The sequence below is a fragment of the Lysinibacillus sp. NPDC047702 genome, assembly GCF_050272555.1.
Classification (GTDB): domain Bacteria; phylum Bacillota; class Bacilli; order Bacillales_A; family Planococcaceae; genus Lysinibacillus.
Genome location: NZ_JBNNMG010000031.1, coordinates 37,072 through 56,588, shown reverse-complemented (window position 1 = coordinate 56,588; position 19,517 = coordinate 37,072). Strand labels below are relative to the sequence as shown.

Genomic DNA, 19,517 nt, shown 5'->3' with positions numbered 1-19,517 from the left:
CGTTTTGTCATCTTAGACACTCCTAGTAAATTGTTAAGATTATTATACTTTATAAACTCCCAATTCACTGTGTCCATAATTTAGACTAACATCAACAATCTCGGAATAGAGATTTCCTAAAAATATCCCCCCCTTAATAGAGGTGCGATATTTTTATTTATTATTCAGCTTAACAACCGTTTATCTTTTTAAATTTTATCCATTTTCTTAGTTGACCCTATGTTATTGCTACCCTAATAATTCTTGATATTCAGGATGTTTTTCAAACTCAGCTTTTGCAAAAGGACATAGTGGGATGACTTGTAATTTTTCTTTTCTGGCATATTCGACAGCTGCTTTTACTAATTGCTGACCTACATTTTGACCTCTTAAATGTTCTGCAACATGTGTATGGTCTAAAATGATTCGATTTTCACCTACACGAACAAAATGAACCTCGGCTTCACTATTTCCTTCGTTTCCAATATAAAATGACTGAGTACCCTGTTTAAGTTCCATTGAAATAATTCTCCTTTTAAATTTTATATTTTAATGCACCGCTTGGACATCTATTAATTACTTCTACCACATTCTTTACATCTGCTTGATCTGGAGAAATCCAAGGTCTAGCTTTAACATTGAACACCTCTGGCAATCCTTTTACACATTCAGCCGCATGTTGACAAATGTCTCCATCAAAATAAACTGTAATTTTTTCTCCTTTGTACTCTTTAAAACTCATAAATATCACCCCTCATTTTTATTTACCACTCTATAGGTCTAATGCTTTCTCAACATCCCCTAATGAACATATAGCTAGTTTCCACAGGTCCCATCCCTGCTCACATCTACTGATGAATCTTTCTACTTCGTCCATTCTTGTGTACTTGACTTTATTATCTTGATTTCGAGATAACACCAAAAATATATCTCGAATTACATTATCTCTAATTCGAGATAATAATATCATGAATATTAAAGGTAGTCAATACCTCTTAATGGTAAGTTTTTTCACTATTAATTGAAACTTCGACTATAGAAAATCCATCATGTCCTTAATGATTTCATCTTGCTCCCTACCTAATGTCATTAAATGTTTGGAGTTTTCAAAACCTCTCTTGTACTTTTTAGAAGAATGTACATGCTGATAGATGACTTCTGCACTGTGAGCGTATAAATCATCGTCTCGTTCACCGTAGTAAATAGCGATTGGTATCGTAATTTTATCAAGATGTTGCATTGTTTCCTTGATAAATTGTTGAAATTCTATAGAAGTCTCCAACGGCATTTCGTTAAATAGTTCGAGTTCACTAGAAATTTGTTGTACTGATTTGCCCTCAATACTTTTATAATTGTAAGCATAGTCGATGATTCTTTGTTTTAATTGTGCTGGCTCTTTATTAATAGGTACCGATAATACAATGATTTGCTCTAACACTTCTAATTGAGCAAGCTTCAAAGTGAAAATACCTCCAATTGATAAACCAATCACTGAGATCTTTTGATAGCCTTCATTCAGCAAAAATTGATGTGCATTCACCACATCTTGCCACCAGTCGTCTACATTATATTGTAATAATTGTTCTGGGATATGACCATGTCCACTATATAGTGGTACATAACAAGTGTAGCCTTTTTCGTGTAGCTTACTGGCAACTTTCTTCATATCTCTTGTATGGCTTGTAAAGGAATGTAAAAGCAATATGGCATGCTCATTCCCTTTCAAGTAAATTTCTTTAGCTGGAAGTATTTTAACCACAAAATCAGAACCTTTCATCAGGTTTTATCAATAATAGAAGGTAGCCTCTTTATGGCTACCCTCTTACTGTCTTTTATCATAAAAGAAAATTTAATAAATTACATCTCTCCGCTTAATTTCACTAAAATTTTTGCTTGAGATTTGTCATTTGTTAATGCTTCAAATCCTTTTTCTACGATATCATCTAGTTCAATTTGAGAAGTAATGATCCCTTGTGGTTTTAATTGTCCAGTACCCATTAAATCCACTGTTTGCTGGAATGAAGTTGGTGTATAAGCAATTGTTGAAGTAACTTTAACACCTGTGTTCGTTAATTGCATTGGGTTCCATTCAATAGAATGAGCAAAAATGGATACGATAACAACTGTACCACGAGCACGAGTCACATCGATGGATGATTTAAATGTTGGTGCAACACCTGCTACTTCAAATGTAACGTCTACACCATCTGGAGCATATTGTTTCACCGCTTCAACCGGATTGATTTTTCCAGAGTTAAATACTTCTGTAGCCCCAAGCTCTTTCGCTTTTTCAAGTCGTGTTTCTGAAAGGTCAAAGACAAATATTTTGCTTGCGCCAGCTGCTTTTGCTGCAATTGTTGTTAATAAGCCGATTGGACCAGCACCAAAAATGGCTACTGTGTCACCAAATTGCATACCACTTTCTTTAATTGCTTGTACAGCCACAGCTGTAGGCTCCACTAAAGCACCATCCTGTAATGTTAATGTATCTGGTAATTTGTAAATATTATGCTCTGGCGCATTTGCATATTTAGTAAAACCACCATCGCCATGTAACCCGATAAAGCTAAAACCATCATAGCTGTCAATGTCTTCTGGTTTGTTTCCATGAGTAATTGTAGGGTTAACAACTACGCGATCACCAACTTTATATTTTGTTACTGCTGGTCCAACCTTTTCGACAATCCCTGCGAATTCATGACCCATAGTAATTGGTGCAACCTCACCTGTTAATTCATCTGGTCCATCTACTGGCACAAAGACAGGTCCTTCTTGGTATTCATGTAAATCCGAACCACAAATACCAGCCCAAGCTACACGAACTGTTACTTCATTGTCTTTTAGTTGTTTTAATTCTCTTTCTTCTACTCGGATATCTTTTTGACCATATCATACTGCTGCTTTCATTTTTCATTCCTCCAAATTTTGATGTCATTTCTCATGATGTTTAACGAATTGTATTTAACGCTTTAGACCATGGAATTAGTTGGTCTAACATTTGATTTACTGAATCAGTTTGTACAGCTTTTGGTTTAAAGTCTGTACCATTTTCAAAATCTGTGAATAGTGATAATGCAGGGTGAACGCGTACATCTGCGATTAAAAGCTCTCCTAGAATACCACGTAAATGTTCTGCAGCTCGAGCACCACCTACAGAACCATAAGATACTATCCCCGCAGCTTTGTTATTCCACTCTTCACGTAAATAATCTAACGCATTTTTTAAAGCACCTGTAATAGAATGATTGTATTCTTGTACGATAAACACAAATCCATCTTGTTTGGCAATAGCTTCCGACCAAGCTTGTGTACCTGAAGCATCTTGCCCCACTTCACCTAGTAAAGGTAAATTGTAATCTGCAATATCAATTACTGTATAATTCGCATCTCCTCGTTGATCTGCGATTTCCTTTACCCACTGTGCTACCTGTGGACTTACTCGTCCTTCACGTGTTGATCCAATAATGATGCCGATATTTAGTTCTGCCATTGCTTCTTCCTCCTTTTTATTTGAAGTAAAGAATCTATTTAAAAACTCATTTCTAAATCCCACCTTTCTAATGACGCAAAAGGTTTGAATTCTTTTGTCTTGAATTCGAGATAATAGTAACACTCTATTTCTTATTTCGCAACTTTTCTATCCCGGAAAAATGATTTTACAATAATAAAAAAAACAGAGACGTTATTTATTGCAATATCTCTGCCTTCAACGATTTTCTTTTCAATTGAATACTAAACGGAATGTAAAAAGAACACACTAAGATTTTTGAACCTTTTGGTGGCTCATTTGGTTTTAGCGTGTTCATAAACAGTTTATTTATTTTTAAGTATATTGGTTTTAATTACGAAATATAGAGTAGTCTTATGACGATTATTCTATGCCTCCATCCATTGGCCAAAATAAAACGTTAATTCCATACTTTGAACCTATATAAAGACGAGCTTCTTTGTTTTTGCCGTCTCCATCTATTACTACATAATATTGACCAGCTTTGTAAGCATATACATAGCTGTTACCATTTATATTTTCTGCTACAGGCTTACCGAAATATTTTAGTAGTTTTTCAGTTAGCTCTTTTTTCGAGCCCGCTATTATCGCTTTTTTGCCTATAGCATTAACTACTTCCGTTCCTTCAAGCTTATTTTTAGGAGGGAAAACGTATGATGCCTTTGGTGTCATATAAAAAGGAATTTCGCCATACTCAAGCATACCTTTAATATTGGCTTTTAGAGATTTATAGTTCATGCCTATATTCCCTGGTACCCATTTTAATTGCCCCTTCTTCGCTAGGTCGGCAAATTCCTGATCGATATAATCAATCTCTTTCATCTCTCCATCTTTAGTAAGTAGATAGTATTTTGTATCGAATAAGCCTGTAAATCTATCGCCCATGGCAACGTAGTCTTCATTATACCTCTCTATACCTATTTCAATAATACTAGGCGAAAGGAATTCGGCGTTGATACCTACACCATTATCAATTTCTTTCTCTAAGAAAATTTCTCCATTTGGGCGAACGCCGACTAATTCAAGACTGTCACCGCCACGGCCAGAATCTTTATAATACATAAATGTATCTTTGTTTCCAGTAATAGTAAACTGCAATTCTCCTTCCATAAATGGACCTCCGAAAGAATATACTTCATTCTTTCCTTTTAGGATTACTGGAACGCATAAGCCTTTATTTACTCCGATTGTCAACCCATTAGATAGTTGTGCTGGGAAACTTTTGTTCTTACAAAACTCTGGATCTGATACTCTATGTATTTTAGAGACTTTTTCATTAGTCGCATCGGCGGACAGACTAAAGAATGAGACAGTTGCCACTAGCAAGAAAATAAAAGAAATTGTGATTTTAATTAGATTTCTCAAAACGTTTCTCCTTTTATATGTATTTATACTTAATCTTGTAAGTTTATTATAGTGCAAAGGAATGGTAAATTCTACATTAAATCCATATATATATCTTAATTTATATATATTAACGAAATATTTAGCCAATTTGATAAGAAGTATGCTTTTATCAAATTGATTAATGATTAATATTGTTTGACACCCCAGAAAAAATGAAAAAGATTATTCTGTTATTTATGTTAAGCCAAATTAAATTCATTACTTTATTAAAGGAACAGAACATACTGATACATATTAGAAATGTATAAACATCATTTACCTAAAAGTATATTACAGCAGCTTTATTGAAATTTTATAAAAAAAAACTCCATTTTGATCAATCTTTTATTCAAAATGGAGTTTTTTCATTCCGTTTTTCAACCAATGCCACTACACATTTACATAATATTTCCAAGCCACTCTGTAATTCTTCATAGGTGGCATAGGCATAGGATAATCGGATATGATGGGAATCCTGTGGATCATAAATATAGCCAGGGTTTATAAGGACCTGTTGATACAATAGCTGGGTAAATAATTCTTTATCAACGATGGGCTCATGAAACTTTAACCAAATATAAAAGCCTCCCTTTGGCTTGCTCCAGTCAGCCAAATCATCAAATTTTTCTTTTAAAATAGTCTCTACATAATCTGCACGTCGCTGTAATTTTTGGCGTAAGTCTTCAATATGCTTTTCATATTTACCAGATTGTAACCAATGTAAGACAATTTCCTGCGAAATGGCGCTTGAACCGTAATCTGTTTGCATTTTTATATCTGCCAATCGTTCAATCACTGTTGTTGGACCGATTAACCAGCCTATACGAAGGCCAGGGCTTAAGGTTTTCGAGACACTTCCAATATAGAGGACTTGCCCACTATCATCCATTGATTTTATTGGAGGTGTTGCCGCTTCAAAGAGCAATTCATGATAAACGTCATCTTCAATAATAGGAATGCGAGATGCTTTACACGCTTCGTAAAGTTGCCTTTTTTCTTGCGTTGTCCATACCTCACCAGTTGGATTGTTTAACGTAGGAACAGCATAAAACACAGCCTGTCTTTTTCTTTTTTGTTGAGCCAATGTTTGGGCAAGCTGTTCACCACGATGGATGGCCATCATTTGCATCCCCACCGACTGAAAGGGATGAACTGAATTTAAATAAGATGTTTGGTCCTGGAACACAATAGCGCCCTGCTCAAGTAATCCAACAGCAATCAGCTGCAATCCCTGAAGTGCGCCTGAAACAATACAAATATTTTGAGGCTGTACATGGACGCCTCTCTTTTTCACATACTTACAAATTGCAGCTCGCAATCTTTCGTTGCCTTGGGGTGATGAATAACCTAAAGCTTTTGATTGCAAAGAGAGCTCCTTCAGTGAGGCTTCTATATCAGTAGTTGGCAGTAGACTTGGTGCAAGCTCCCCAGTTCCCAGACGAATGACATCATCGCGCTGTTCATATTCATTGATTATTTGAATGGTATGGTAATTGGGCTTATGAAGACTAGTGTCTATATATTTTTGCCAATTTGGTTGTGTTTGTGTAATTAATGAATGCCAGGAATTATCAGCTACATAAATACCTGAGCCGACCTTTGCTTCTAGTATACCAGCTGCCTTTAGCTCCTCTAATGCCTGCTGAACAGTACTGCGATTGACTCCAAACTGCATGGCAAGCTGTCTTTGTGTTGGTAGCTTTGTTCCCGCCACCCAATCTCCTCGCTCAACATGTCCAGTAATCCACTGGATAATTTGCTGCTGTAATGTCATTTCACCCTGTTTAATTGGCTGCCAGTTCAATCAAATCACCTCAAGCACTTAAAATTGGATGGTAAAAAAACCATCCAATTGGTCGTTTTCTTTTAGTTATATCATAACTAGAATGTTTAGTGAAAGGAGTGAATTTTCTTGGAAGCATTTTTTCATGGAATGATTTTAGCTTTTGGACTTATTTTGCCATTAGGCGTACAAAATGTCTTTGTCTTTTCACAGGGTGCAACACAGCCTCATCTAGTTCGAGCCTTCCCTGCGAGCATCACAGCCGCAATTTGTGATACACTTCTAATTTTGCTTGCAGTATTCGGTTTATCTATCATCATATTGCAGTTTGAGTGGCTACGTTTTGCCTTAATGACGGTTGGTATACTTTTCCTACTTTATATGGGCTATACTATTTGGCGCTCCGACCCAGCCACAGCTGATAATAACGAAGCACTTCCTGTGAAAAAACAGATGTTATTCGCGCTCTCTGTCTCACTTTTAAATCCACATGCCATTTTAGATACAATTGGTGTGATTGGGACGAGTGCTTTAAAATATAGTGGCACTGAGCAAATATTGTTCACCACTGCTTGTGTATTGATTTCTTGGCTATGGTTTTTTGGACTCACTGTTGCTGGAGCCTATTTCAAAAAACTCGATAGCTCAGGGAAACTAATGAGTATTTTTAATAAATGTTCCGCTATCTTTATCTGGGCTACAGCTCTTTATCTAATTAATGGGTTATTTTAATTTTTACATAAAAACGCTCAGGATTCTTCCAATTTTGGTTACCTGAGCGTTTTCTGGCGACCTGAGTAAATTCTGGTGTTACCCGAACGCTTTTCCTGACAATCTGAGCAGTTCCCAGGGTTACCTGAGCGCTTTTCCTAGCAACCTGAGCCGAGTCCGGGATTACCCGAGCATTTTTCCTAGCAACCTGAGCGGATTTCAGGATTACCCGAGCGCTTTTCCAGCCGACCTGAGCTGTTTCCGGGCTTACCCGAGCACTTTTCCTAGCGACCTGAGCTGTTTCTGGGCTTACCCGAGCACTTTTCCTAGCAACCTGAGCTGTTTTCGAGCTTACCCGAGCACTTTTCCTAGCAACCTGAGCTGTTTTCGAGCTTACCCGAGCACTTTTCCTGTGACCTAAACGAACTCGAGGGTTACTAAACTTCCTGTGAACTAAAAATTATTAAAATAAACGGTAATCTTCTCATCAAACATATCTGTCTCAATATAGCGTTCACTCTGACTCTCACTTACATAATCAATATCATGTAACAACACATTTGCTTTTAATAACGCTTCGTGCTGCTGGATAATAGACGTTGCTTTAGTATTTCCAGCAATTGAAATTGAAACATACTGCTCTACTGGTAGTTGCCACTTTTTACGTGTGTCTTGGATTGTGCGAATTAATTCTCTTATTTGTCCTTCTTCCAGTAAGCTTGCTGTAAGCTGAACATTCATAAGGATTCGACAGGAGGCATCTTCTGCTAAAATATATTGATCCTTTACCATCGATTCCATTAACACATGTTTCTTTAACAATGTTAGCTGTTCCCCGTCAATCGTAAACGTTACCTCATCTGTTCTCTGTAACTCACGTTTTTCCTGATCATTAAAATTCACTACATACTCTTTTACTTTATTCACTTTTGCTCCAAATACTGCTCCTGCTGTTTTAAAGTTCAGTTTATAATGAACTGTTTCGTATGCTGAAAAATCATTTGTCCATAAACATTCTTTCATATTTAGTTCGTCTTTCACAAGCTCGCTATATGGCTGAAAATCGGTTAATTGTCCATCAACAGAGACAATGATTTCGCTTAATGGCTGCTTGACCTTGATCCCCTGACTATTGCGAATGCTACGCCCCAGCTCTACGATTGTTAAAATAGTTTGCATTTCTTTTTCGAGCTTCGCATTAACAAGTGCTTCATTATATTTCGGATAGTCCTGTAAATGCACGCTTTTTCCACATAATTGTCGATACAAATCCTCTGCAATAAATGGTGTGAATGGTGCTAATAATTGACAAATTATTGTTAATAGCTCATATAGCGTGCTAAAGGCTCCTCGTTTGTCCTCCGATAACCCATTTGCCCAAAATCTTGCCCGTGAACGTCGGATATACCAATTACTTAGCTCTTCCACAAGCTTTCCAATTTCACGTGTTGCCTGTGTAAATTGAAAATCATCCATACATTTTGTCACAAGCTGAATTGTATAATGTAAACGAGACAATATCCAATGATCTAAATTTGTACGTGTGCCTGTATTGTTTGCATCGTACTCAAAGCCATCGATTTCAGCATACAACTGATAAAATTTAAATATGTTATCCAATGTATCAACTAACTTTGATTTCGCATCCATAACAATTTTTTTTGAAAAGCGTTTCGGATTCCAGGGAGAACTGTCGACTAAAAATGACCATCGCAAAGCATCCGCTCCATATTGCTCTATTAGTTCTACTGGCTCCAATGCATTTCCTTTACTTTTCGACATTTTCTGACCGTGCTCATCTAAAACATGCCCTAAGGAAAGTACTTTTTTATAAGGTGCCTTTCCTGTAAATAAAGTTGAAACCGCTAATAGACTATAGAAAAATCCTCGTGTTTGATCAATGCCTTCGATGACCACATCAGCAGGAAATTGATTATTGAAAGCAGCAAGGTCTCCAAAAGGATAATGCTGCTGTGCAAATGGCATGGAGCCACTATCAAACCATACATCAATCACTTCAGGTGTGCGTTCCATCTCACCATTACATTTTGGACAACTACAAATAACCTCGTCGATATATGGCTTATGAAGCTCGACATCTTGTAAAGTACCCTTCGCTAACTTCTTTAAAGCCATAATACTATTTGGTGCTTCTTCATGACCACAATCCTGACAAATCCATACGTTAAGGGGTGTACCCCAATAACGATTACGACTAATATTCCAGTCCACTAAATTTTCTAAGAAATTTCCGAATCTACCGTGTTTAATATGCTCTGGATACCATGTGACCTGCTCATTATTTTCTAATAGCTTTTCTTTTAATGCTGACATTTTAATAAACCAGCTATCTGTTGCATAATAAAGTAAAGGTGAATCACAGCGCCAGCAATGAGGATAGCTATGCTCATATTTTTCCTTATCAAACAGTAGCTCCTTTTTGGCAAGCAATTTAATAATGTCAACATCGCATTCTTTGACAAATTTACCGACTAGCTCTGGCACCTCTCCTGTATAACAACCTTTTCCATCCACAACATTGACAAATGACAGACCATTTTGTTGAACAGTTTTATAATCGTCCTCTCCATAAGCAGGTGCAATATGCACGATGCCGGTTCCACTATGCTCTGTCACATAATCAGCTAGTACAACATTATGCCCTTTATCAACTGTAACGTATGAAAAAGGTGGGATGTAGGACACACCTTCAAATTCATGACCATAATGTTCACTTAACACTTCCACCGGTTCAGTAAAAACCTTATTGACAAGTGATTTTGCTAGAATATACACTTTTTCCCCCTGCTTCACACGCACATACGTAAGCTCTGGGTTCATTGCTAACGCAACATTAGCAGGTAATGTCCATGGCGTTGTTGTCCAGCCAAGAAAATATTCGTCCTTATCCTTGAGCTTAAACATCGCTGTTACAGATAAATCCTTAACATCCTTATAGCCCTGTGCCACTTCATGAGAGCTTAAAGATGTTTGACAGCTAGGGCAATATGGTGACACTCGATGCCCTTTATATAAAAGCTTTTCCTTGTGCACATGGCTTAAAATATGCCATACGGACTCGATATACTCATTACTAAGTGTTAAATAGGGATCATCCATATCAATCCAATAGCCTAGTTGTTCTGTAAAGGAGCGCCATTTCTTCTCATAGGTAAAGACGCTTCCTTTACACTCCTGGATAAATTGTTCAACACCATATTTCTCAATTTCTTGTTTACCAGAGATACCCAGCTTTTTTTCTACCCCTAATTCTACAGGTAAACCATGTGTATCCCATCCAGCTTTACGTTCGACTAAATAGCCTTGCATGGTTTTATAGCGAGCAACGACATCTTTAATTGTTCTACCAAATGCGTGACCCACATGGGGTAATCCATTCGCTGTTGGTGGCCCTTCGTAAAATACAAAAGGCTTGTTGCCAGAACGATTCGCAACAGTTGCCTGGAACGTTCCTTCTTGCTCCCATAATGCACGAATCCTTAACTCTCTTTCTACAGTTGTTTCTTTTTTCTTTTCCACTTGCATGTGACTTCCTCCTATACAATCCATTTGTATAAAAGGCATACAAAAACCCCGTCCCAAGCAAGGGACGGGGTTAACCGCGAATACCACCCTAATTCTATTGACGCATCGTTCAATAGCACTCAGCAACGTACAATCATACGTGTTCTTTTTAACGGTAGACACCCGGATTAACCTACTATGTTCGGCTAATCTTCTCAGAGAGGATTTTCATGTAACATTTGCACACCGACTTTCACCATAAATGTCGGCTCTCTGTAGAACAAAATGAAACATTACTCTTTCTCATCAACGAATTTGTATGCTTTTATTGTCATTCATCTTAACAAAGTAATTTTTGCCTGTCAACAATTTCAAAATACTAAAAATGCCTCTAGACATGCCTCAATACTTTTATGAAATAAATACTGTATTATGAAGCCTGCCACTTGTTATGTATTATCGCAGATTGTAAAAGTTCGGCTTGCTCTTCTTGCTGCTCTATTTTTAATGTCCTTAAGAATGTTTAACCATTTTCATGAAGTACCATGTTCTCTCCTTATTCTTGATTCAAATGCCATAATTTTTTTAATGGTATATCTGCTAATTTATAACCATATTTCTGATACAACATTCGATCTACTGCAATTTCTGGCCACTCCAAATAAAATTTCACAACCACGTTACAATGGGCAAGTGCTAAATGATTTGTGAAACGCTTTGCATAATCATCTAAAACTTCTTTATGTTCCTTTTTTACACCGATTTCAGAAAAAATGCTAACTGATACATAGTTTGTCCGTTGAGCATCTTCATCAATGATAGCATCTGGTAATTCCATTTCCTCAATAGAAGCTTTCCTTCGTTCATCCATAATAACTATGCAGTAATGTATTTGCTCGATACGGATTGACCAGACTTCCAAATCAGTCAAGCGCACAATCCGTTCAAAATAATCAATCATTCTCTGTACCCCTGTCTATTTCCATAGTATAACTTTCTCGATAAATTCCATCTAACTTCCAGCCATTGTAAAACCTTACATAAGTGAATTCCTTCTGTTCTCTATTGTCTATCGTCACAATTACCTTGCTTCGCCACGGTAAGGTTAATGCACGCACTTGCCCATCTCTCACTTTTTCTATTTGATCCGATAAATCTAGCAATGTAGCTGGGGCAATTGCATGCTCGATTAAATAAAGCTGGCGGTCACGGCTGTCCTCAAAATCCTGCATTACTTGCTGATGAAAGGCAATGACTTTTTTATTAGCTCCATACATACCTATAAACACCGTAAAGATACTAATGATTGTGAGTGTTCCTATCCAAAGGAAATGTTTTTTTCTTAAACCCCAATAATAAGAAGAGTGATAATTCTGTTTATACAAATACAAGTAAGAAACGATACAGATTGGCCAAATAAATAGTAACTGCCAAACAAGCACAATCCAAAAGATATCACCAAAGGATATCACATAATAAATAGTTAAAAAATTTAATAACCCTATTGAAGAAAATAGCTGCCATTTACAATGCTCCATATATTTACTCTTAAAATGTAAAAATAATAGAGGAATAGTTAACAGGAAAGCGATTGCAAAATCCATAATTATAAACAAAGCCTTCACCCCCTTCTTTCTTTTTTTATGTAATAATGCTGTAATTACTTACAATAATTGTATCTTAATTTACCACCAAAAACAGCTTATCCTAAATGAAAATGACCCTAATTGTGAGTTGGGGCATATCATTTTTAATAAGCTGTTTTTCTATTATTTCACAATTTCAATTTCATCCAAATTAGCTACAAAGCCATATTTGCCAAGACGCTCTTGCATACTATAGGTAACGTTTACCATTTTTCCTATTGCAATTTTATCTTTTACTTCATGAAGTGGGTACCAAATGCCATTTTCTTTTTGATTTAACATTTCTTCATTTGATAAATGTCCAATTAAATCTTTTACTTCCCCAGAAACAACCAAGAAACGATCTTCTTCAATTGCTACAACATAACCTGTTTTATACTTTGTATCAGATACATACGCATCTTTTGGATCGATTGAAAATTGATATTTTTTCTTTAGATAGGCAATTTTATCTGGATATTTTGCAGTAAGATAATCCATTGCCTCTTTTTTAACACCAAGATAAGCATGTAGTGGAAAGGAATTTTCATATCTCTTTTGATAATCTTTGAGTAATTCGTTTCGCGCGATTCCCTTAATATTTAAAGGTTCGATATATTTTTCAAAATACTCATCAAATGTAAGCTCTAAACTTGCAAGAATATTATTAAAATCTTCATCTTCTAATTGATTCTCGAAATCTCGTTTACTTATTATTCTATTCTTGTCTATCAGTTCTTCATTTATTTCAATTCCCTTGCTTAAAGCATATGCGTAATAAGCATTCATTTCTATCATTAATTGAAAAAAATCATTACGAGATTGTTCACTTTGAGGATTATATGCATTCAACAACATTATGGATATTTCATCTTCATCTAGAATTGGCAGCTCATTTGAAGATAAATGAAGCTTATTATCAAATTGTAATTGTGAATAGAAAAACAACCCTATACATGCTGTAAAAACAATGGTTATTAAACTATATTGCCATCGCCAAGCTCTTTTTTTATTGTCACGCCGTTCTATATGCTGCACAACATTTGCCATAACCCTCTTTTTACTTTCCGATAGATTCCTTATTACTGTCACATCCACTTTACTCATGCAGTAGCACCTCCCATTCAATATGCTGTAGCTTTGGCTTTAATAGCTCTCTTCCACGACGCAGTCTTGTTTTGACTGTGCTCTCCGGAATACTTAATAGCTCGGCAATTTCCATAACAGGTAATTCCTCAAAATAAAAATAAATAAGAACCTCACGCTGTTTTAATGGTAGTGCTAAAATGGCATTTTCAATTAATGTTTGTTCATCTTGCTGAACAAGCATGTCCCTTCTTATCACAGTTTGCTTCGCAAAAATTTTCTGTTGTACCTGAATTTTACGGTAAGTCCAGCTACGTAAATAATCTTTACTTTTATTGGTAACAAGTTTTGATAAATAAGCCCGCAATTCCCCACGTTCTTCGTAGTTTTGTTGATGGTCATAAAATTTAATAAATACATCCTGAACGATGTCTTCTGCACATTGTAAATCTCTTACATAATAAAAGGCCAGTCGAATCAGCCTTTCAGTATGCTGCTCCATTATTCCTTCAAGTTCATAAATCTCAAGCAACATCTCTCCCCCTCTCTGCCCTATAAACGGTGCTCACAAGCTAGAGGTTTGCATTTTTTGAAATTTTTTCTCTATAAAGCTGCAGTAAATTCCTATCTTCACGATATAGGTGATTCACAACCTTGGCTCATGAGCAGGTTTCTTAGCTACCCAAGCAATTTTTTCACTTACTTGAGCAGTTTCCTTGGTCACTCGAGCAGGTTTTCCCCTGACCTGAGCAAGTTTCTTGGCTACCCGAGCAATTTTTTCACTTACCTGAGCAGTTTCCTCGGTCACCCGAGCAGATTTTCCCCTGACCTGGGCACATTTCTTGGCTACCCGAGCAGTTTCCCCCTGACCTGAGCAGTTTTCTCGGCTACTAAACATACTCTATTCTTATTTGTCTAAATTCTCATTAAAAAATGGAGCAATGACTGTTTTTTCTGTTGAAGATAGCACAATATTAGTTGAAGGTGTTCCATAGGGCATTGCCTCATCAATAAACCGCTCCAATGTTTCCACTGAATATGTAGCAAGCTTCACAATATAACTAATCTCACCTGCTACTCGATAACACTCCAAAACATCTGGGTGGGCATTGCAAAAATCTGAAAGACTTTTACAATCAATCGATTTAAATAAAATAATAGCTTGAATTGTGCGCTGTATCTTTTTTAAATTTACTTTTGCTTTATACCCTTCAATCATTCCTTGCTCTTCTAGCTTTTTAACACGTTCAATGACAGCTGGCGAGGATAAATGAACGGATGCCGCTAATTCCTTCATTGAAATTTTTGCATTTCGCTGTAATTGCAATAAGATTTCAGTATCTATTTGATCCATTGTTTTCCACCTTTTTTTATTAATTAGATTTAAGAAATTTCCTTATATTATAAACTAAATCCTTATAATTACATTATACAACTTCTGTTATTGTGAAACCTCGTCCTCTACAATGAAATATATAAAGGAGGCATATTCAGCATGAAAAAAATTTTATTATTATTAGCAAATGGCTTTGAGGCTGTTGAAGCGAGTGTTTTTACAGATGTTCTTGGCTGGAATAAATGGGAGGGCGATGGGTCAACAGAAGTAGTGACTGTAGGATTACATCCACAACTGCAATGTACATGGAATTTCAACGTAGCCCCAGAAAAATTACTTCACGAAATCTCATTGGAGGACTTTGATGCACTAGCCATCCCTGGAGGCTTTGAGGAAGCGGGCTTTTATACAGATGCCTTCAGTGAAGAATTTCAGAAGATTGTCCGTTACTTCGATGAACATAAAAAACCAATTGCCACGGTTTGTGTAGCTTCTCTTATTTTAGGTCATAGTGGCATTCTACAAAATCGAAGAGCTACCACTTATAATCATTCAACAAGCAAGCGTTTAGCACAGCTCCAATCCTATGGTGCAGTCATTGTCAATGAGCGAATTGTCCAAAACGAACATATTATTACATCTTCCAATCCTGGTACTGCCTTTGACGTGGCTTTTTCCTTGCTTGAAATGCTAACATCAATTGAAAATACAAGGAATGTGAAGGATTTAATGGGCTTTAAATAGAAGTGAGTCATCTTCACTACAAGAATCACCGCTGGAAAATTTGCGGTGATTCTATTTTTTTGGTGGATTTAGTAATAACCTAATAGAAAAGCACATACTTTAAAACGTAATCATTACTATTTTTAACAGAAGACATATATTTAGGAGGTACATGTGAATCGTTATGCCATAAAATATTTTTTTAATTTTTGGTTTTTATTCTTGCTAATCTTAGCTCTTTTTCTAACACCTTCCTTCTATTCTAATATCCCTTTGTTATTTGCTATTGGTCCTTCCCTATTAAATCTTAATACAATCTTTTTAAGTATCTTGATAGAAGCACTACCTTTTGTGTTAATCGGGGTTCTTATTGCAGGCTTTATTCAAATATTTATCACAGAGGATCATATACAGAAATGGATTCCTAAAAATAAATTGATGGCTGTTTTTATGAGCTGTATTGTTGGTGCATTATTTCCTGCATGTGAATGTGGTATTGTTCCCATTGTAAGAAGGCTAATCTCAAAAGGAGTACCTATTCATGCTGCAATGGGCTTTATGTTAACTGGACCACTTATTAACCCTATTGTCATCATTTCTACCTATATGGCATTTGGGAATGATGCGAAAATAGCAGGTTTACGAATGATTTTAGGATTTCTTTTTGCCATTATAATAGCTCTCATAATAAGTTTTTCCTTCAAAGGAACACAATTTAAACAAGGTATTCACATTAATAAACCACATGCCCATGCAGAAAAATTACCATTTAATAAAAAATGCTCACATATGTTAACACATTCAATCGATGAATTTTTTGATATGGGGAAATATTTAATCATTGGTGCCTTTCTAGCTGCATTTGTCCAAACATTTCTATCAACCAAGACATTAGTTAACATTGGAAGTGATCTACCATCTTCAATATTTGTCATGATGGCTCTAGCTTATATACTCTCACTTTGCTCTGAAGCTGATGCATTTATTGGTGCTTCATTTAGTTCGATTTTCCCTTCGCCTGCTATTCTTGCCTTCTTAATTTTTGGACCGATGATTGATTTTAAAAATACCATTATGATGCTGGGCGTATTTAGGATTAAATTTGTATTATGGTTATTATTCATAGTCATTGCTGTTGTCTTTACTCTGTTATGGCTGGCAGCACCATATATTTAGGGGGAAATTTATGCAATTTCACTTTCAACAAGCAGTCAAAGCAGCCATTTTATTTGCATTTTCTGCTATGATCTATAGTTTTCATGTCACAGGTAACATAACAAAATTAATAAATCCGAAATATGATATGTTAAGTAAAGCAGTAGCGATTATTTTTTTATTATTATTCGTAGTACAGCTAAAAAGAGTTTTTACTTTTTCAAATCAAAGTACTTCATATCATATTACATGTGGATGTTGCTCACATCAACAGGAAAATACATCACTTTCTATAAAAAAGGGGGTGTCCTATTTTATCCTTATCATCCCTATAGTCACTGGATTAGGCATGCCAACCAAGGTTTTAGATGCTTCGATTGCAGAAAAAAAAGGAGCCACGATTATGATGACCAACCAATCACAAGCGCTTACTGGTGATGAGGACGTAGCAACGTTGAATGATTCCACTGAAGGACACTCTGTTGATCCAAACTTATTGGAAAAAAAACAGGAAATGCCAAAAAAAGAATATGAGTTGTTGAAACAACAACTTGCCAAAAATCCATTGGTTGAAATGACGGATTATGTATATTCCATTTATTATGAGGACATTAATAATAACTTATTAAACTATCAAGGGAAAAGCATTCATATAAGTGGATTTGTATTGAAAGAAGATGATTTTGAACAGAATCAGTTAGTGATTTCTAGATTCTTAATTACACATTGTGTAGCTGATGCAAGCATCGTTGGTTTTCTGTCAGAGATACCAGAAGCAAGCAACCTAGAAGAAGATACGTGGATTGAAGCAGAAGGAATTATTGATATTGGGTACTATAATAATGTTGAACTTCCATTGCTTAAAATTAATAAATGGAAAGAAATAAAAATACCTGAAGAACCTTATTTATATCCTATAGATATTCTTATTAGTATGTAAATCAAGTGTCTTCCACCACTTTCTTCATGTATTTTACACATCCAAGGCAAATCCCCCTTCTAAACAACATAGCCACCTAGCACCGACTATGTCGATACTAGATGGCTACTTCTTAGTCCATTTTTACTGTCATTATGATCAGAGGAATAAATCCACTGCCATCATATTAACAGTTTAAATGCATTCAGTTTTATTTATTGATTGAAGAAACTAATTCCATTTCCTTCGCTGTTAATTCTGATAAATCCTTTGCATTTTTTAGCACTTCTTGTGGGATAGTAATCGTAGAAAGTGTATTATATGCATCATATGTGATGGCTGATTTTTGGTTAATTTTCATTTTTACATCCGCCATATTCATTGCTAAAGTCATATCAATTTCAATGTTTTTCATATCGAATGTCTTTTTATCAATCGTTAATTGATATTTTATATTGTCAAATGACATATTATTCAATGAAGCTAAAATGTCATCTGCCCCTACTTCTACTTCAGCTGAATCTTTTGTTGTTGTCCCCACTTGTACCTCTGCTGAATCTTTTGTTGCTGTTGCATTTCCTGCTTCCAACATCGGTAATAAAGTTGAAATTTGGTCTTTAACCAGTTTTGTAAATTTCTCACCATCTGCATTTAGTGTTAAAACATAAGCATCATCTGTTTCTTTTAATGTAAAGTCTTTTGCAAAGTCTTTTAGCATTTCAAGCTGGTCAGCTGCGTTTGCTTGGACACCTGCTTGTTCAAGCATAGCATCATACATATCAGTTGGGAACTTAAGCCATGCGCCTTGTGTTGCCTCATACATATACATTCCATCTTTAGCTGTCATGTACATTTTTAATGGCATCTCCATTTTTTCGCCACTTTCAGGCTCTGTCATAGCAATTGTTCCCTCAATGAAAAATTGCATTGGATCAACCACTACATCCATTGACATTTTGCTATTTGTGTTTGTTTTGAATGTTTCTTTTCCATCATTTACTTCTATTGCTTGTGTCATCGTCATACTAGCTTTCATGCTTTTCACGTCTTGTTGTTTAGCTAGAGATTTATTAAATACTTCTTCTAATGTTAAGCTAGGCTGTGGTGTTGTCGGCTCTGTTGATGGTGTTGACATTGCTGTCAATGTATTGACAATCAAGGTAGCTAATTGACCACGTGTTACTTTTTCATTGACACCGTATTCTGTAGCTGAAATTCCTGTTGAAATCCCTGCCTCATATAGTGCTGTCACAGCGTTAGCGTAGGAGCTAGTCTCTGGAACATCCACAAACGGACTTTTACCTTTTGCATCTAAGTCTAATGCTCGTGCAATCATCACAGCTATTTGTCCTCGTGTCACAGTTTCGGATGGACGGAATGTATGATCATCATACCCCTTCACCACACCAAGTGCTGATAACTTTTTAATAGCATCATAGTATTCATTTGATTTGTTTAGATCTTTAAAGTTTTGCTTTTCAACAGAAGCTGTATCCGCTGTTGCAAGTCCGAAAGCATTAACAAGTATTTTCGCAACTTGACCACGTGTTACTGCTTGGGATGGTTTAAATGTACCATCACTATAACCATGTAAAACACCTGCTGTATAAAGTGAAGATATTCCTTCAAAATGTGGGTGGTCTTCACTTACATCTGAAAAAGGGCTTGCTGCTGATGCAGGTACTGCTGCTACCGCCGTTACTGCTAATGCAACTGCAGTTGTAGTATAAAGTTTTCTTTTCTTATTTTTCATCATTTTGCTCTCCTCTACTAATCCCATT

The 19,517-nt window shown here is 36.0% G+C and carries 18 protein-coding genes and 1 other annotated feature; of the genes, 4 read left to right on the top strand and 14 right to left on the bottom strand.

The genetic code is table 11. The features are described 5' to 3' along the window. Nucleotides 1–228: 228 nt before the first annotated feature. The 7 genes from ACQKIM_RS15555 to ACQKIM_RS15525 form a co-directional block, all read right to left on the bottom strand. The gene (locus ACQKIM_RS15555; RefSeq protein ID WP_427545452.1) at nt 229–498 is read right to left on the bottom strand and encodes a GNAT family N-acetyltransferase; all 270 of its coding nucleotides are present in this window, start codon (nt 496–498) and stop codon (nt 229–231) included. Between the two features lie 16 nt (nt 499–514). Further along, nucleotides 515–721 (bottom strand): (4Fe-4S)-binding protein, encoded by a 207-nt coding sequence (locus ACQKIM_RS15550; protein ID WP_427545450.1) that lies wholly within the window; start codon nt 719–721, stop codon nt 515–517. A gap of 291 nt (nt 722–1,012) precedes the next feature. Beyond that, nucleotides 1,013–1,738 carry an alpha/beta hydrolase gene (locus ACQKIM_RS15545; RefSeq protein WP_427545448.1) on the bottom strand — a complete coding sequence of 242 codons (726 nt, stop codon included), beginning with the start codon at nt 1,736–1,738 and terminating at the stop codon, nt 1,013–1,015. A 98-nt stretch (nt 1,739–1,836) separates the two neighbouring features. Next, complete coding sequence (locus tag ACQKIM_RS15540) at nt 1,837–2,853, bottom strand: 2,3-butanediol dehydrogenase (RefSeq protein ID WP_427545458.1); 1,017 nt, start codon at nt 2,851–2,853, stop codon at nt 1,837–1,839. 73 nt (nt 2,854–2,926) lie between these two features. Then, nucleotides 2,927–3,469, bottom strand: a complete 543-nt coding sequence (locus tag ACQKIM_RS15535; protein WP_427545446.1) for an NADPH-dependent FMN reductase — start codon at nt 3,467–3,469, stop codon at nt 2,927–2,929. Between the two features lie 381 nt (nt 3,470–3,850). Next, nucleotides 3,851–4,852, bottom strand: a complete 1,002-nt coding sequence (locus ACQKIM_RS15530; RefSeq protein ID WP_427545444.1) for a hypothetical protein — start codon at nt 4,850–4,852, stop codon at nt 3,851–3,853. A 370-nt stretch (nt 4,853–5,222) separates the two neighbouring features. Continuing rightward, nucleotides 5,223–6,647 carry a PLP-dependent aminotransferase family protein gene (locus ACQKIM_RS15525; protein WP_427545456.1) on the bottom strand — a complete coding sequence of 475 codons (1,425 nt, stop codon included), beginning with the start codon at nt 6,645–6,647 and terminating at the stop codon, nt 5,223–5,225. A gap of 138 nt (nt 6,648–6,785) precedes the next feature. Here ACQKIM_RS15525 and ACQKIM_RS15520 point away from each other — a divergent pair, with 138 nt between their 5' ends. Further along, complete coding sequence (locus ACQKIM_RS15520) at nt 6,786–7,388, top strand: LysE/ArgO family amino acid transporter (protein WP_427545442.1); 603 nt, start codon at nt 6,786–6,788, stop codon at nt 7,386–7,388. A gap of 432 nt (nt 7,389–7,820) precedes the next feature. Here the strand turns inward: ACQKIM_RS15520 and ileS are convergent, their stop codons facing one another. The 6 genes from ileS to ACQKIM_RS15490 form a co-directional block, all read right to left on the bottom strand. Further along, nucleotides 7,821–10,913, bottom strand: a complete 3,093-nt coding sequence (ileS, locus tag ACQKIM_RS15515) for an isoleucine--tRNA ligase (RefSeq protein WP_427545440.1) — start codon at nt 10,911–10,913, stop codon at nt 7,821–7,823. Nucleotides 10,914–10,970: 57 nt separating this feature from the next. Further along, nucleotides 10,971–11,211, bottom strand: a binding site (T-box leader). Nucleotides 11,212–11,448: 237 nt separating this feature from the next. Then, complete coding sequence (locus ACQKIM_RS15510) at nt 11,449–11,853, bottom strand: hypothetical protein (RefSeq protein ID WP_427545438.1); 405 nt, start codon at nt 11,851–11,853, stop codon at nt 11,449–11,451. Then, nucleotides 11,846–12,508 (bottom strand): hypothetical protein, encoded by a 663-nt coding sequence (locus ACQKIM_RS15505; protein WP_427545436.1) that lies wholly within the window; start codon nt 12,506–12,508, stop codon nt 11,846–11,848. Before ACQKIM_RS15505 ends, ACQKIM_RS15510 begins: the two co-directional genes overlap by 8 nt. 153 nt (nt 12,509–12,661) lie before the next feature. Next, nucleotides 12,662–13,624 carry a DUF3221 domain-containing protein gene (locus ACQKIM_RS15500; RefSeq protein WP_427545435.1) on the bottom strand — a complete coding sequence of 321 codons (963 nt, stop codon included), beginning with the start codon at nt 13,622–13,624 and terminating at the stop codon, nt 12,662–12,664. Then, a complete protein-coding gene (locus ACQKIM_RS15495) occupies nt 13,617–14,138 on the bottom strand; it encodes a sigma-70 family RNA polymerase sigma factor (protein WP_427545433.1) in 522 nt (173 codons plus the stop codon). The genes ACQKIM_RS15500 and ACQKIM_RS15495 overlap by 8 nt, the downstream gene beginning before the upstream one ends. A 372-nt stretch (nt 14,139–14,510) precedes the next feature. Continuing rightward, complete coding sequence (locus ACQKIM_RS15490) at nt 14,511–14,957, bottom strand: Lrp/AsnC family transcriptional regulator (RefSeq protein ID WP_427545431.1); 447 nt, start codon at nt 14,955–14,957, stop codon at nt 14,511–14,513. Nucleotides 14,958–15,098: 141 nt separating this feature from the next. Between ACQKIM_RS15490 and ACQKIM_RS15485 the strand changes: the two genes are divergently transcribed. The 3 genes from ACQKIM_RS15485 (at nt 15,099) to ACQKIM_RS15475 (ending at nt 17,757) form a co-directional block, all read left to right on the top strand. Then, complete coding sequence (locus ACQKIM_RS15485; protein WP_427545429.1) at nt 15,099–15,683, top strand: DJ-1/PfpI family protein; 585 nt, start codon at nt 15,099–15,101, stop codon at nt 15,681–15,683. A gap of 153 nt (nt 15,684–15,836) precedes the next feature. Then, a complete protein-coding gene (locus tag ACQKIM_RS15480) occupies nt 15,837–16,838 on the top strand; it encodes a permease (RefSeq protein WP_427545427.1) in 1,002 nt (333 codons plus the stop codon). A gap of 10 nt (nt 16,839–16,848) precedes the next feature. Continuing rightward, entirely contained in the window at nt 16,849–17,757 is a 909-nt protein-coding gene (locus ACQKIM_RS15475) for a TIGR03943 family putative permease subunit (protein ID WP_427545425.1), read from the top strand. A 190-nt stretch (nt 17,758–17,947) separates the two neighbouring features. Here ACQKIM_RS15475 and ACQKIM_RS15470 read toward each other — a convergent pair whose 3' ends face one another. Then, nucleotides 17,948–19,489, bottom strand: coding sequence for a DUF6612 family protein (locus ACQKIM_RS15470; RefSeq protein WP_427545423.1), 1,542 nt, complete (start codon nt 19,487–19,489; stop codon nt 17,948–17,950). Between the last annotated feature and the right edge of the window lie 28 nt (nt 19,490–19,517).